This window comes from Bacillus sp. AY3-1, from assembly GCF_008368785.1.
Lineage (GTDB): Bacteria > Bacillota > Bacilli > Bacillales > Bacillaceae_G > Bacillus_A > Bacillus_A wiedmannii.
Genome location: NZ_QORZ01000009.1, coordinates 160,376 through 174,205, shown reverse-complemented (window position 1 = coordinate 174,205; position 13,830 = coordinate 160,376). Strand labels below are relative to the sequence as shown.

General features: G+C 35.4%; 16 protein-coding genes. 10 read left to right on the top strand and 6 right to left on the bottom strand.

Features of this window, described 5'->3' with window-relative positions; all coding sequences use genetic code 11:
• Window positions 1-25: 25 nt before the first annotated feature.
• Both DN389_RS06205 and DN389_RS06200 read left to right on the top strand, forming a co-directional pair.
• Complete coding sequence (locus tag DN389_RS06205; RefSeq protein ID WP_000673848.1) at window positions 26-1,207, top strand: NupC/NupG family nucleoside CNT transporter; 1,182 nt, start codon at window positions 26-28, stop codon at window positions 1,205-1,207.
• 352 nt (window positions 1,208-1,559) lie between these two features.
• Window positions 1,560-2,741 carry a NupC/NupG family nucleoside CNT transporter gene (locus DN389_RS06200; protein ID WP_046960038.1) on the top strand — a complete coding sequence of 394 codons (1,182 nt, stop codon included), beginning with the start codon at window positions 1,560-1,562 and terminating at the stop codon, window positions 2,739-2,741.
• A 43-nt stretch (window positions 2,742-2,784) separates the two neighbouring features.
• Here DN389_RS06200 and DN389_RS06195 read toward each other — a convergent pair whose 3' ends face one another.
• The 3 genes from DN389_RS06195 to DN389_RS06185 all read right to left on the bottom strand — a co-directional run bounded on the left by DN389_RS06195 (window position 2,785) and on the right by DN389_RS06185 (window position 4,986).
• A complete protein-coding gene (locus DN389_RS06195; RefSeq protein WP_098802144.1) occupies window positions 2,785-3,954 on the bottom strand; it encodes a DUF418 domain-containing protein in 1,170 nt (389 codons plus the stop codon).
• Between the two features lie 148 nt (window positions 3,955-4,102).
• Window positions 4,103-4,609: a ferritin gene (locus DN389_RS06190; RefSeq protein WP_046955624.1), complete on the bottom strand. Its 507-nt coding sequence runs from the start codon at window positions 4,607-4,609 to the stop codon at window positions 4,103-4,105.
• 53 nt (window positions 4,610-4,662) lie between these two features.
• Window positions 4,663-4,986 carry a MazG nucleotide pyrophosphohydrolase domain-containing protein gene (locus tag DN389_RS06185; protein WP_000355764.1) on the bottom strand — a complete coding sequence of 108 codons (324 nt, stop codon included), beginning with the start codon at window positions 4,984-4,986 and terminating at the stop codon, window positions 4,663-4,665.
• 73 nt (window positions 4,987-5,059) lie between these two features.
• Between DN389_RS06185 and DN389_RS06180 the strand changes: the two genes are divergently transcribed.
• Entirely contained in the window at window positions 5,060-5,638 is a 579-nt protein-coding gene (locus tag DN389_RS06180) for an LOG family protein (RefSeq protein ID WP_098189385.1), read from the top strand.
• Window positions 5,639-5,756: 118 nt separating this feature from the next.
• Window positions 5,757-6,038 (top strand): hypothetical protein, encoded by a 282-nt coding sequence (locus DN389_RS06175; RefSeq protein ID WP_098189386.1) that lies wholly within the window; start codon window positions 5,757-5,759, stop codon window positions 6,036-6,038.
• A 17-nt stretch (window positions 6,039-6,055) separates the two neighbouring features.
• Here DN389_RS06175 and DN389_RS06170 read toward each other — a convergent pair whose 3' ends face one another.
• From DN389_RS06170 to DN389_RS06160, 3 genes are all read right to left on the bottom strand, one after another.
• A complete protein-coding gene (locus DN389_RS06170; RefSeq protein ID WP_000656314.1) occupies window positions 6,056-6,253 on the bottom strand; it encodes a hypothetical protein in 198 nt (65 codons plus the stop codon).
• Window positions 6,254-6,729: 476 nt separating this feature from the next.
• A complete protein-coding gene (locus DN389_RS06165) occupies window positions 6,730-7,170 on the bottom strand; it encodes a Dps family protein (RefSeq protein ID WP_098189387.1) in 441 nt (146 codons plus the stop codon).
• Window positions 7,171-7,626: 456 nt separating this feature from the next.
• Window positions 7,627-9,060 carry an alanine/glycine:cation symporter family protein gene (locus DN389_RS06160; RefSeq protein ID WP_098189388.1) on the bottom strand — a complete coding sequence of 478 codons (1,434 nt, stop codon included), beginning with the start codon at window positions 9,058-9,060 and terminating at the stop codon, window positions 7,627-7,629.
• A gap of 409 nt (window positions 9,061-9,469) precedes the next feature.
• Between DN389_RS06160 and DN389_RS06155 the strand changes: the two genes are divergently transcribed.
• From DN389_RS06155 to DN389_RS06130, 6 genes are all read left to right on the top strand, one after another.
• Window positions 9,470-9,967 (top strand): cation:proton antiporter regulatory subunit, encoded by a 498-nt coding sequence (locus tag DN389_RS06155; RefSeq protein WP_001026069.1) that lies wholly within the window; start codon window positions 9,470-9,472, stop codon window positions 9,965-9,967.
• Window positions 9,968-11,167, top strand: coding sequence for a cation:proton antiporter (locus tag DN389_RS06150; protein ID WP_000380224.1), 1,200 nt, complete (start codon window positions 9,968-9,970; stop codon window positions 11,165-11,167).
• A gap of 79 nt (window positions 11,168-11,246) precedes the next feature.
• A complete protein-coding gene (gene uptA / locus DN389_RS06145) occupies window positions 11,247-11,870 on the top strand; it encodes an undecaprenyl phosphate transporter UptA (protein WP_149236916.1) in 624 nt (207 codons plus the stop codon).
• 107 nt (window positions 11,871-11,977) lie between these two features.
• Window positions 11,978-12,412: a DUF3920 family protein gene (locus DN389_RS06140; protein WP_000422822.1), complete on the top strand. Its 435-nt coding sequence runs from the start codon at window positions 11,978-11,980 to the stop codon at window positions 12,410-12,412.
• 112 nt (window positions 12,413-12,524) lie between these two features.
• The gene (locus tag DN389_RS06135) at window positions 12,525-12,935 is read left to right on the top strand and encodes a MarR family winged helix-turn-helix transcriptional regulator (protein WP_000845460.1); all 411 of its coding nucleotides are present in this window, start codon (window positions 12,525-12,527) and stop codon (window positions 12,933-12,935) included.
• 51 nt (window positions 12,936-12,986) lie between these two features.
• Window positions 12,987-13,685: a pirin family protein gene (locus DN389_RS06130; protein ID WP_098189390.1), complete on the top strand. Its 699-nt coding sequence runs from the start codon at window positions 12,987-12,989 to the stop codon at window positions 13,683-13,685.
• Window positions 13,686-13,830 lie beyond the last annotated feature (145 nt).

Genomic DNA, 13,830 nt, shown 5'->3' with positions numbered 1-13,830 from the left:
AAGAGTTAAATGGAGGATTTTATTAATGAAGTTTGTTATGTTTCTTGTAGGATTGCTCGTTGTATTCGTACTCGGTTTTCTTATAAGTGCCGATCGAAAGAAGATTAAGTATAAACCAATCGCAATTATGCTTGTTATTCAGCTAGCGTTAAGTTATTTCTTATTAAATACGCAAGTTGGTTATATTTTAGTAAAAGGAATTTCAGATGGATTTGGCGCGCTTCTTGGATATGCGGAAGCTGGAATCGTTTTCGTATTTGGCGGTCTTGTTAATAAAGGAGAGGTTTCATTCTTCTTAACAGCGTTATTACCAATCGTATTCTTTGCCGTTTTAATCGGAATTCTGCAACACTTTAAAATTTTACCTATATTTATTCGTGCTATTGGTACTGCGCTAAGTAAAGTAAATGGTCTAGGAAAACTAGAATCATATAACGCAGTAGCAGCGGCTATTGTTGGGCAAGCGGAAGTATTTATTACAGTAAAAGATCAATTAAGTAAAATCCCAAAACATCGTTTATATACATTATGTGCATCTTCCATGTCGACAGTATCAATGTCAATCGTAGGTTCTTATATGAAAATGATCGAACCGAAATATGTAGTAACAGCACTTGTATTAAATTTATTTAGTGGTTTCATTATTATTCATATTATTAACCCGTACGATATTACAGAAGAAGAAGATACACTGAAATTAGAAAATAAGAAAAAACAGTCATTCTTTGAAATGCTAAGTGAATACATTATGCTTGGCTTTACAATCGCGATTACAGTAGCGGCAATGTTACTTGGTTTCGTAGCATTAATTACAGCAATTAATAGCTTGTTTGATTCAATGTTCGGTATTACATTCCAAGCTATTTTAGGATACATTTTCTCACCATTAGCATTTGTAATGGGTATCCCGCAAGCAGAGATGGTAACAGCGGGACAAATTATGGCAACAAAATTAGTATCAAACGAATTTGTTGCGATGCTGGATCTTGGAAAAGTAGCTGGTGATTTATCAGCTCGTACAGTTGGTATTCTTTCTGTATTCCTTGTATCATTTGCGAACTTCTCATCAATCGGAATTATCGCAGGTGCAACGAAAGGTATCGATGAAAACCAATCAAATGTTGTATCATCATTCGGTCTACGCCTTGTGTACGGTGCGACATTAGTGAGTATTCTATCAGCGATTATCGTTGGTGTTATGTTATAAACAAAGATGGCCCTAGCTTATAGCTAGGGCTATTTTTTATGGTAAATTTGCATGAAAAAACCAATTATTTAGGAATATATTAACATATAAAAATCTTTTAAAATTTATATTGCATTTCGATTAGATAACGCTTACAATTTGATTTGTAGGTGGTATCAATTTCAGACTTTCAAGTATGGTAGGAGAGAAGAAGCTACCTTTTATAAATTGCAATTTATGTAAACGCTTACTGATTTTAGAAAACAGTTGAATAATATTTAGGGGTTTTAAATTTTTTTAACATCAATGGTCAGACGTCATTCGTTATACGTTATACGACCGATAACTCGTGGGAGAAGTGGAGGATTCACATATGAAGATCGTAATGTTTCTAGTCGGTTTACTTGTAGTATTTGTACTAGGGTTCCTTATCAGTTCAGATCGTAAGAAAATTAAATATAAACCAATTGCACTTATGCTTGTCATTCAATTGGTACTTGCGTATTTCTTGCTAAATACAAAGGTCGGATTTGTATTAGTAAAAGGGATTGCAGATGGGTTTGGAGCTATTTTAAAATTTGCGGAAGCAGGGGTTAATTTCGTATTTGGTGGTCTAGCAAATGATGGACAAGCACCATTCTTCTTAACAGTATTATTACCAATTATTTTCTTAGCAGTACTAATTGGGATTTTACAACACATTAAAGTATTACCGATTATCATTCGTGCAGTCGGTTTCCTATTAAGTAAAATTAACGGCTTAGGAAAACTAGAATCATATAATGCAGTAGCAGCTGCAATCGTTGGTCAAGGTGAAGTATTCATTACAGTAAAAGATCAACTAAGCAAATTACCGAAAAATCGTTTATACACACTTTGTGCATCTTCCATGTCAACAGTATCGATGTCAATCGTCGGTTCTTACATGAAAATGATTGATCCAAAGTATGTAGTAACAGCACTTGTATTAAACTTATTTAGTGGATTCATTATCGTTCATATTATTAATCCATATGACGTAAAAGAAGAAGACGACATTTTAGAATTACAAGAAGATAAAAAACAAACATTCTTTGAAATGTTAGGCGAATATATTATGCTTGGTTTCTCTATCGCTGTAACAGTAGCGGCAATGTTAATCGGTTTCGTAGCATTAATTACAGCAATTAACGGTGTATTCGATTCAATTTTCGGAATCACATTCCAAAGCATTTTAGGATATGTCTTCTCACCATTAGCATTCGTAATGGGTATTCCAACTTCAGAGATGCTAACGGCAGGACAAATTATGGCAACGAAATTAGTAACGAACGAATTCGTTGCAATGCTTGATCTTGGAAAAGTAGCTGGTGATTTATCAGCTCGTACAGTAGGTATTTTATCTATCTTCCTTGTATCATTTGCGAACTTCTCATCAATCGGAATTATCGCAGGGGCAACGAAGAGTATCGATGGCAAACAAGCAAACGTTGTATCTTCATTCGGATTAAAACTTGTATACGGTGCAACGTTAGTAAGTATATTATCAGCGATTATCGTTGGGGTTATGCTGTAATAAATTAAGAAAAGCAATGAGCGTAGGCTCGTTGCTTTTTTATTTAACTTGCTCTATCTAAGTCTCTTTTAAATTGTGGTTTCTCCAAATAAGTTCCAAGCCTCCATATATACTCAACAGGACCCATTCGATATTTTCGCAACCAATATGTGCTAACAAATAATTGAATTGTATAGATTCCAATCGTTAAAAGAATACCGAAGAAATATCCTATTTTACCGAATAAGCCAAAGCCGTATGCGTAAAAAATTGTTGTTGTGATAATGGACTGGGCTAAGTAATTACTAACCGACATTTTTCCCATATTGGCCATGTATGTTAGTAGACGGGTTGCTTTTTTGTAATGGAATAATAAAATAATTGTGCTTCCGTAAAAGAAGGTCATGGTTACTGGTGTAAGGCCGTCTTGTAACATAAGTACAATAGGATGTTTGACGAACATAGCTGAAATTTTGATTGTAAAAGAGAAAATACCAGTAAGAAGCCAGATCCTTTTGACAGCAGAGATATGTTTATCAATCTCAAATAACCACCCTTTTTTTCCTACGTACATACCGATTAAGAAAAGTGGAGATAGGAAAATGAGTGTAAAAAGTGTTATAAAGGTTAATCCGAAGAAACCGTCAATGCCTATATATTCGAAAGGATTTTCAGTTAACCTAAAGTTGACATGATCCATATAGCTTCCAGTCTCATGAACTTTATGTTCTTTTTCAATATAAGGAGCAAAATCAGTAACATTTGTATTTGGGTCAGTTGAATAAGTCATAAGTGTAAGGAGTGCGAGTAGAATAGTTGCCCAAATTAATAATGTTTTTGGCTTTCTGTTTATAAACATCAGTAAGAAAATCCCGATGAGGCCATATGAGAATAAAATATCCCCGGACCAAATGAGCACGCCGTGAATAAAACCTAGTAGTAAAAGAATAAGAATACGACGTAAATATGTAGGGGAAAACTTTTTTCCTTTTGCGACAATGCTTTTTTGTAACAAAATAATGCTAAGACCAAATAAAAAAGAGAATAAAGAAATGAAATTTTGTGTGCCGAAAAATTGAATAAACCAATTAGCACCTTTATCGAGTCCGCCAAATATATAGGATGGTTTTTCATTAGCGAAGAACCCGAATTGAATTAATGTTATATTAACAAGTAAAATACCAAATAAAGCGAAGCCACGCATGGCATCAACAACTTCTACACGTTGATTCATTTTTTCTCTCCTCGTATATTATTTTATATTGAAAATAATACCATTTTATAGTGGGCGCTATGTCAAATATGAGGAAATTTAAGGTGATTTTAAGCTAGAGAGAAAATAAAAAAATCACCTTAATACATTCATTAAGGTGATTGAAATACTATTCAGCTGGAGGCGTAAATGTACGTTTCTCTAATTCAGCGTCTAGCATAAATAATGCGTTTGAATCGCTTGTAATACGTTTTAATTTTTGGATGATGCTATCGAATGAAGATTCTTCTTCTACTTGCTCATCGACGAACCATTTTAAGAATGTAATTGTTGCATGCTCACGCTCATCCCAAGCGATATCAGATAAGTTGTAAATACGCTTCGTTACTTCACGCTCGTGCTCAAGTGCCACTTCAAAAGCGTTCAGTACAGATTCGTATTTGTTATTTGGATTATCAAATCCAGTAATAATAGCGCGCTCACCGCGGTCATTAATGTAGTTGTAAAGCTTCATTGCGTGGAAACGTTCTTCTTCAGCTTGTACAAGGAAAAAGTTAGCGAATCCATCATAGCTCTCAGCTGTACAGTAAGCAGCCATTGCCATATAGGCGTGGGCAGAGTAAAATTCAAAGTTCATTTGATCGTTTAATGCGTCGTGTAATTTTTTAGATAACATAAAATCCCCCTTAGTATTGTGACAAGAACATTATACCATAATTGATAATATTCTCATTTGGATACTTCGAACCTTTTCGAAAGCTTTGTGACGTGTGCCTCCATAATGTCTTGTAAATCTAAATCATATTTTTGTGAAAGAATAATAAGATTAGATAGTACATCACCAAGTTCTTCTTTTAACTCTTGTTTTAGTTCTTCTTCTGTTTTCACTTTTTCGTCAGGACGATCACGGCCAATTTCGATTGCGCGAACAACGCGTGAAACTTCTCCGACTTCCTCTGTTAAGAAATTTAAGCGAATAAAGGAATTATACTGTGACCAGCTTCGTTTTTCGTAAAATTCCTCCACCCATCTTTGAAATGCGACGATATCCATTTCTTCCTCACCCCTTCAATATGTTGTACAATATTCATTGTATCATAACAATATATAGTTTCGGGGTGTAGGGATGAGAAAGATTTGTGTGTTTGCAGGTTCCAACTTAGGGGAGAGACCTGAATTTAAAGAGCAGGCAATAGCGTTAGGGAAAATGTTTGTTGAGAACGATTATGAGCTTGTATACGGTGGTTCTTGCGTTGGATTAATGGGAGAAGTAGCAAACGAAGTTCTTCGTTTAGGCGGGCGCGTAACAGGTGTTATGCCGCGCGGTCTATTCCGAGGAGAAATTGTCCATACAGGATTAACAGAATTAATTGAAGTAGAAACGATGCACGAGCGCAAAGCGAAAATGGCAGAGCTTGCGGATGCTTTTATTGCATTACCAGGCGGATACGGAACGTTTGAAGAGCTATTTGAAGTAGTATGTTGGTCACAAATTGGTATACATAATAAGCCGGTTGGTTTATTGAATATAAAAGGCTTTTATGGACCAATTTTGCAAATGGTTGAACGTGCAGCGGAAGAAGGGTTTATGAACCCATCAAATAAAGAGTTAATAGTTGCCGCTGAGACAGCAGATGCACTCATTCACAAGATACAAAATTACGAGCGTCCTGTTTTAGGAACGAAGTGGAAGCAGTTATCATAATACAATTTTATAGATATTTTTGGAAACACATGTCATTTTACTTTGAAAAGGCATGTGTTTTTAATTCGGTTAAATATATTAATATTTAGATATAATGTTTTTGGAAAAGGAGAAATAGATGGAGGAGTTTGTGTATTTACGTCCTGTTTTTAAAAGTATATTAGCAGCATCTATTCTTGTTATGCTAATTGTTTCAACACAGAAGAAAGAGCTAATTAATGAATTTTCGCTTTGGTTTATTTCGATATTGTGTATCGGTGTTGCCGCGATAACGTTGTTTATGTCTTGGTTTATCGTTGATGAGTATAATCTAGCTGGAGATGCACAATCGTTTTGTATATTTATTGCGATTGGTTGTATTAGCGGTTTGAATTTTATTATTTATTATAGACGGCAATAAAAAGAAGGCATTCCGTATTACTTTGGAATGCCTTTATCACTTTGATTACTTTGTTTTTTATACAGGTACCAGCCACCCCAGCCGCCACCAATTGCTACAACAACGAGGAAAGCATAGTCTTTAACCTCGACACGTATATTGAAAATATTAGCTATAAGTAAGAGAATCCCAACTGTTATTAACGCAAAAAATGCTCTAATTAAGTAGTCTTTCAACTGAACCACTCCCGCCATTTAAGTAGTAAATGATGAATATGGAAAAGCTTTTTTGGATCTATTTTACTAAAGGGTGTTACCTATATTTTAACATAAAAGAGATTGTAATATATTGATAAAAGTAGAGGAGAGGGGGGCTAATATTGTCGTGTTTTGTCGGTAAGTCGATATAATGGAAAAATCGCTGATATATTTAATGGAATCGCCGATATATCGGGAAAATCGCTGATATATTTAATAGAATCGCCGATATAATGGAAAAATCGCTGATATAAATTTCATGTACTGATATGCGCGATTAACCCCATAGAAAAAAGCGACTCTGAACGAGCCGCTTCCGCTTTAAGGTGATATCCAGCTCTAGCGGCTAGAATCTCCGGTCATTTCGCTCTCTCGCTCGAAGCAAAAAGCGCTTCAAGGTCGAGAGCTTGAAGGGTCCTGCGATTCTGAGCGAGCCGCTTCCGCTTTTAAATATATTATTGATTCAAGAACGCACGTAGCATCCAAGCGTGTTTTTCTAGTTCTGTGTAGATGCCTAGTAGTAGGTCAGATGTCATTTCGTCATCAGAGTTTTGAGCGATTTCCATGCCTTTTTTCAGTTCGACTAGCATCATTTCGTAGTCTTTCATGATTGCTTCAACCATTCCTTCTGCAGTTTCGCCGTATGCTGCTTCTTGAATAGAAGATAGTTCTAAGTATTCTTTCATTGTTGCTACTGGTTGGCCGCCAATTGCTAAAATGCGTTCTGCAATTTCGTCGATGTGAGTAGCTGATTCTGTGTAAAGTTCTTCGAATTTCTCGTGTAATGTGAAGAATTGAGGTCCTTTTACGTACCAATGGAAGTTGTGTAATTTTGTGAATAAAACGCTCCAGTCTGCTACTTGTTTGTTTAATACTTCGATTACTTGTTTGTTCATTATGATCAATCTCCTTTGAGTTGTTATGTTATATCAATTACTAATTTATAATAATTATAATATAGTAATTTGTATAAATCAATCCTTTTGCTGGAATTAATTTGAACAAATTATGAATTGTTATAAATAAAAATCCCTATTACGGTGAAGTAATAGGGATTTTGTTTGATATATAGCTCTTGTTCTAAACGAGCCGCTTTTGCTTTAAATGATATCCAGCTCCGGTGACTAGAACAGTCGGTCATTTCGCGCCTTCCTGTGAGGCAAAAAGCGCCTCTTCGTCAGGAGCTCCAATGCCCTCCTGTTCTGAGCAAGTCACCTCCGCTTTTAATGATATCCAGCTTCAGCGGCTAGAATCTCCGGCCATTTCGCTCTCTTGCTCGAAGCAAAAAGCGCTTCAAGGTCGAGAGCTCCAATGTCCTACGATTCTGAACGAGCCGCTTCCGCTTTTTGCTGTTATACAGCCTTCTGTTTTTCTTCTACATCCTGTCCATCCCAGCACTCTGTATTCTGTAAGCCAGGGATAGAACTTGCAACGAAGACAGGATCTTTTCCTTGTTTCTTTTGCTTTATATAGTCTACTAAAGCTGCGTATGCAAACTTGCTAAGGAATGAGATGGCAATTAAGTTTGTGAATACCATTAGTCCCATAAAGAAATCAGCTAAACTCCAAACTGTTTGAAGGGCAGCGATAGATCCGAAGAACACCATTCCGACAACTGCAACACGATAAATCAGTAACCATGTTTTGCTTTCTTTAATGAATGCGATGTTTGTTTCACCATAATAGTAGTTTCCTAGTAAAGAACTGAAAGCGAATAGGAAAATAATAATCGCTAAGAAAGTGCTTGCCCACGGTCCAATTTGTGAACTTAATGCTCGTTGTGTTAATTCAATACCTTCTAAATTCGATCCTTTGTAAAGTCCAGAACATAATACGATAAACGCTGTTGATGTACATACTAAGAATGTATCTACGAAAACACCTAATGCTTGAACAAGTCCTTGTTTTACAGGGTGAGATACATCTGATGTTGCTGCTGCGTTAGGGGAGCTACCCATACCTGCTTCTGTCGCGAATAAACCGCGCTGAATTCCGAATTTGATTGCTGCTCCAATACCACCAGCGATAGCTTGGTCTAAACCAAATGCGCTGTTAAATATTTCTGTAAAAATGCTTGGTAACATATTGAAGTTGTTAATTACGACAAAAATAGCCACACCAATATAAATGATCGCCATTGGAGGGACAATCATTTCTGTAATACGTGAAATGCTCTTGATACCACCAAAAATAATAACTGCAACTAATAAAGCTAATAGAGCTCCTACGATCGTTCGCTCTAGTCCAAAAGCATTTTCAAACGCTATTGTTACTGTATTTGCTTGTACAGAATTGAAAATTAATCCGTACGCAACTGTAATAAGAAGTGAAAACCAAACACCCATCCAGCGTTTGTTTAATCCTTTTTCCATGTAATATGCTGGTCCACCACGGAACCTGCTGCCATCTTTTACTTTATAAATTTGCGCGAGCGTACATTCTACGAAACTAGTAGCTGCTCCGATAATTGCGATAAACCACATCCAAAATATTGCACCGGGTCCACCCATTGAAATGGCTAATGCTACACCAGCTAAGTTTCCGATACCGATACGTGCCGCTGCACTTAAGCAAAATGCTTGGAATGGAGAGATGCTATCTTTCTTTTTTTCTTTTCGATTAAACCCTTTACTAATTAAACTGACCATCTCACTGAAATGAGTAATTTGGACGAATTTTAATTTGAATGAGAAATAAAGACCGAAGCCGATTAGCATTGCAATAAGAATATATGACCATAAAATATTATTCGTTACCTCAAGGAATCTGCTAAAGATATCAACCATATAATACACTTCCTTTTTTCCGTAATAAGAAAATTATATGCAAAAAATATACGAGAATCAATTTTTCTAAAAAATCATGTTACTTAAACTTATTTTATGTTATGATTATGTTACATCGTAATATTTTTAGAATTATTTACATTTTAAAAAACTAAATTTAAAACGAGAAAGAGGGGATAATTTGAAAGAAGAATCTTTATTGAATGTAAGCCTTAAGAGTTTGAAAATGAGAAGTAATATATTTTTTATCGTTACATCTTTAAGTATCTTTTTAGGAGCCACTTATTATTACAATAAAAGATTTCCAAGTCATAGGTATCCTGAATGGTTAGAATTTCTAAAATTGATTGGATGAACAAAAGACAGAAAAACAGAAAATTGAAATAAAGAAGTTATGGAGGAGCTAAATATGAATATTAGAGAAAGTGAACTTCCGGGTATTGGTTATAAATTTCAAATCGTTACGAAAGGTAACGAAAAGATGGTGATTGTCATTCATGATGATGGGCGTAGAGAAATGTATCATTTTGATTCAGATCATGAAGAAAGCATCTCAAGTATTTCATTACGTGACTCAGAGGCGAGACAAATTGCAGCAATATTAGGTGGAATGGTATACAAACCTAGAGCATTAGAAAATGTTGAGATGGTCTTTGAAGGTTTAGCAATTGAGTGGTTTAAAGTGGAGAATGCTGCTCCAGCAATCGGAAAAACAATTGGCGACCTTGAAATAAGAAAAACATATAGCGTAACGATTATTGCAGTTATGAAAAAGAATATGAAAAAGCTATTTAATCCAGGACCAGAAACGGTAATTGAAGAAGGCGATATGCTTGTAGTTTCAGGTGAGAGAGAAGAAATTAAAAAAATTATTAATGAGTTACTTTCGAATAGGGGGACTGACTAGATGGATACGTTAATTTTTGAAGTTGGTACAGCTTTAGTTTTAGTGGCAATTGCGGCGGTAATTGCTGGAAAGTTTAAATTCTCAGTAATTCCTTTTCTAATTGTTCTTGGGATGTTAGTAGGACCGCACGCACCGACAATAGGTGTTATCGATCTCAAATTTATTGAAAGTGCGAGTGTAATTTCCTTCCTTGGACGGATTGGCGTTCTGTTCCTTCTGTTTTATCTAGGACTTGAGTTTTCGATGAAAAAACTAATAAAATCTGGACGTTCTATTGCGATTGGCGGAACGATCTATATTTTAATTAACTTTTCACTTGGGTTATTATACGGATTTATAATGGGATTCCCTTTACTAGAAATCTTAATTATTGCGGGTATTATTACGATTTCTTCTAGCGCTATCGTTGCAAAGGTGTTAGTGGACTTAAGAAGAACTGGTAATAATGAGACCGAATTAATTTTAGGAATTATTATGTTTGAAGATATATTCCTTGCTGTATATTTATCAGTTGTCTCTGGTTTAGTTCTAGGGGATCATGCTTCCTTCCTAGGTGCTCTTACTTCAATTGGAATTGCTTTAGGATACATGCTTCTATTCTTTATTGTAGCTAGAAAGGCGACACCTTTATTAAATAAATTGCTCAATATTAGTTCAGATGAAATTTTCATTATTGTAGTATTCGCTTCGTTATTCTTTATTGCAGGTTTCTCGGAAACAATTCACGTTGCCGAAGCAATTGGAGCACTTCTTTTAGGATTAGTTTTCTCTGAGACAGAGCATAGTGACAGAATTGAACATCTTGTTGTTCCATTTAGAGACTTTTTCGGAGCTATTTTCTTCTTCAGTTTCGGATTAAGCATTGATCCGTTTTCATTAGGCGGAGCGATATGGTTAACGTTAGGTGCTGTCCTTCTTACAATCATCGGTAACTTTGTTGCAGGAATGATTGCAGGGCGACAAGCTGGATTATCTCATAAAGCGTCAACAAATATTGGATTAACAATCGTTTCAAGAGGAGAATTCTCCATCATTATGGCCAATATCGGCATCGCCGGTGGTTTAATGTCAGTCTTGAAACCATTCTCGGCACTATACGTGCTTATACTATCCATCTTAGGTCCACTTCTGACGAAAGAGTCAAAGAATGTATATAAATTTTTAAATAAAATCTTTAAGTGGGATACGAAGACTAGCTAATTTAAAAAAATAAAAGTACAAGATATTTACTGCTTGTACTTTTATTTTTTGCAATGAAAACAGTAAAGAGAGGTACATGATGTTAGGAGAGTTGATTCATTCCGTTTTAGTTTTTCTAGAAGGACTTGGTTATTGGGGAATTATGCTTGGATTGATGTTAGAGGTTATTCCGAGTGAAATCGTATTGTCTTATGCAGGTTATTTAGTATCAACAGGAAGCATTACGTTTTGGGGCGCTGTCGCGTTCGGTACAATTGGTGGTGTAATCGCACAATTATTCATTTATTGGATCGGTCGATACGGAGGAAGACCCGTCCTTGAGAGATATGGAAAATATATTTTAATTCAAAAGAAACATATTGATTATGCTGAAGATTGGTTTAATCGTTACGGAACTGGCGTTATTTTTACAGCGCGTTTTATTCCTGTTGTACGTCATGCTATTTCGATACCAGCGGGTATTGCGAAAATGTCACATGCTAAGTTTATTACGCTAACTACATTAGCTGTTATTCCATGGTCAATTGTATTTGTATATTTAGGTTTTAAATTAGGAACAGAGTGGGAAAGTATTAATAAAGTAGCTGGGCCATATGTGAAATACTTTGCACTTGCAGCTATTGTTTGTGCAATTGGTTACTTTGTATTAAAAAAAAGTGATGAAAAAAAAGTGATTACGGAAAAGGAATCTATATCGGTATAGATTCCTTTTTTATTGGCATTTTTTCAAGGATGAAAGAATACGTTTAATATTTACCATATTGTGGCATACATATAGAAAAAGGTGCTTGGAAAGGGGAATAAAGAGAAATGGAACTCCAGTTTCAAAATGTATATCAACAAGTTGAGAATTGGTATGTGTTGGATTCGGAGCTTCCTTGGGATGTCAAAAGGCTTAGAGATGATTTGTTTTCACTGATTGAAGTATGTAAAACGCCAGTTATTTTTTGTGATACGTGTGATGCGAATCATGTGCTTCTATCATTAGGAGAAGAAGAAGAGGAATTCTTATTCCCAGTAGGTGGTTTTTATCATAAAGAAAAACAATTAATTTTTGTTTGCATATGGGAAGAGTATGAACAGGTGCTCAAAACACTACTGCATGAATTTCGCCATGCGATGCAGCATAAGAGGGAAGTATTGTATGTTGGAAGTGAATTGTACGAAGATAGATGGATTGAGAAAGATGCGAGAAAGTTCGCGGAGAGGAAGTTAGATGAATATAAAAATAGAAAGTTAATGTAAAGCATAGTGGAGAAATGGCACTGTGCTTTCTTTATTAATTACTAAAAGTAAGTGATTGACTTTTATGAAGTTTAGTTCTAAACTAATGTTATGAAATGAGCGAGGTGATAGAATGAAAACAGAAGATAGACTCGGGTTACTATTATGGTTTCGTTTATCACGTTTTTATAACAAAAGTATTCGTGAGACGAATCAGCATTTGAAAGAATGGAATGTATCTGCCGCTCAGTTTGATGTGCTAGCTCAAGTTGGAGGACATAATCGTCTAACGCAGCAAGAGCTCGGAAATAAACTATTTGTTACGAAGGGAAATATCACGCAGCTATTAAATAAAATGGAGCAGCTGGAGTGGATTCATCGTGAACAAGAAGGTACTACAAAATATATTTCGTTAACAGAAAAGGGAAAAGCTTTATATGAAGAAATCGTCCCGCCTCAAGAAACGTTCCAAGCGGAGCAGTTTCAAAATTTAAATGTAGAAGAACAACATCAATTATTACAATTACTAAAAAAATTACAGTGAGAAAAATTTTTGAAATAAATCTTGAATTCGAGATAATATGAGGTGAAGGATATGTTTAGAAAAGTTGATCATAAAAATATGGGAAGAGCAAATCACGGTTGGTTAAATACACATTTCCATTTTTCCTTTGCGAATTACTATAACCCAAATAACATGAACTTTGGAGCATTGCGTGTAATTAATGATGACCTAGTAGCGGCACAAACTGGTTTTGATATGCATCCGCACCGCGATATGGAAATCATTTCGTACGTTGTTGATGGTGCTTTAACACATGAGGATAGCATGGGGAACCGTGGAACAATTGAGCGAGGACATGTTCAATATATGAGTGCTGGCACAGGTGTATTTCATAGCGAGCATAATTTAGGAAATGAAACACTACGTTTATTACAAATTTGGATTTTACCAGATCGTGCGGATCATAAACCAAACTATGGTGAGTTTACATTTGATTGGAGCAAGCGTGAAAACGAATGGTTTCACATGGTATCTCCAGTAGAAGGAGAGGCACCAATTCAAATTCACCAAGATGCGAATTTATATTCTTTATCGTTAGATGCTGGAAAAGAAATTCATTTTCCTGTGAAAGAAGGTCGTCAATTGTACCTTGTACAAATTGAAGGAAGTAGTGTAATAAATGGTGAAAAGCTCGTTATGCGTGATGCAGCAGAAGCGATAGAAGAAGATATTCATATTGAAGCGAAAGAGCAATCACACTATTTAGCAATAGAATTGAAAAGACAATAGAACGGTTATGAAAAAGAGGACATCGAATGGATGTCCTCTTTTTTTGAGTGGAATTGTCAGAAAAAACTTTCTCAATATTTAGAAAAAGGTATTAGCCCGGAAAATAAGAATTGTATAAAAGTGTCAAAAATCTTTATGGGAATGG

Excerpts from the sequence above, each read along its gene's own strand:
- DN389_RS06205 (WP_000673848.1), top strand. The coding sequence starts at position 26 with ATGAAGTTTGTTATGTTTCTTGTAGGATTGCTCGTTGTATTCGTACTC.
- DN389_RS06200 (WP_046960038.1), top strand. The coding sequence starts at position 1,560 with ATGAAGATCGTAATGTTTCTAGTCGGTTTACTTGTAGTATTTGTACTA.
- DN389_RS06195 (WP_098802144.1), bottom strand. The coding sequence starts at position 3,954 with ATGAATCAACGTGTAGAAGTTGTTGATGCCATGCGTGGCTTCGCTTTA.
- DN389_RS06190 (WP_046955624.1), bottom strand. The coding sequence starts at position 4,609 with ATGTTATCTAAAAAATTACACGACGCATTAAACGATCAAATGAACTTT.
- DN389_RS06185 (WP_000355764.1), bottom strand. The coding sequence starts at position 4,986 with ATGGATATCGTCGCATTTCAAAGATGGGTGGAGGAATTTTACGAAAAA.
- DN389_RS06180 (WP_098189385.1), top strand. The coding sequence starts at position 5,060 with ATGAGAAAGATTTGTGTGTTTGCAGGTTCCAACTTAGGGGAGAGACCT.
- DN389_RS06175 (WP_098189386.1), top strand. The coding sequence starts at position 5,757 with ATGGAGGAGTTTGTGTATTTACGTCCTGTTTTTAAAAGTATATTAGCA.
- DN389_RS06165 (WP_098189387.1), bottom strand. The coding sequence starts at position 7,170 with ATGAACAAACAAGTAATCGAAGTATTAAACAAACAAGTAGCAGACTGG.
- DN389_RS06160 (WP_098189388.1), bottom strand. The coding sequence starts at position 9,060 with ATGGTTGATATCTTTAGCAGATTCCTTGAGGTAACGAATAATATTTTA.
- DN389_RS06155 (WP_001026069.1), top strand. The coding sequence starts at position 9,470 with ATGAATATTAGAGAAAGTGAACTTCCGGGTATTGGTTATAAATTTCAA.
- DN389_RS06150 (WP_000380224.1), top strand. The coding sequence starts at position 9,968 with ATGGATACGTTAATTTTTGAAGTTGGTACAGCTTTAGTTTTAGTGGCA.
- uptA (WP_149236916.1), top strand. The coding sequence starts at position 11,247 with ATGTTAGGAGAGTTGATTCATTCCGTTTTAGTTTTTCTAGAAGGACTT.
- DN389_RS06140 (WP_000422822.1), top strand. The coding sequence starts at position 11,978 with ATGGAACTCCAGTTTCAAAATGTATATCAACAAGTTGAGAATTGGTAT.
- DN389_RS06135 (WP_000845460.1), top strand. The coding sequence starts at position 12,525 with ATGAAAACAGAAGATAGACTCGGGTTACTATTATGGTTTCGTTTATCA.
- DN389_RS06130 (WP_098189390.1), top strand. The coding sequence starts at position 12,987 with ATGTTTAGAAAAGTTGATCATAAAAATATGGGAAGAGCAAATCACGGT.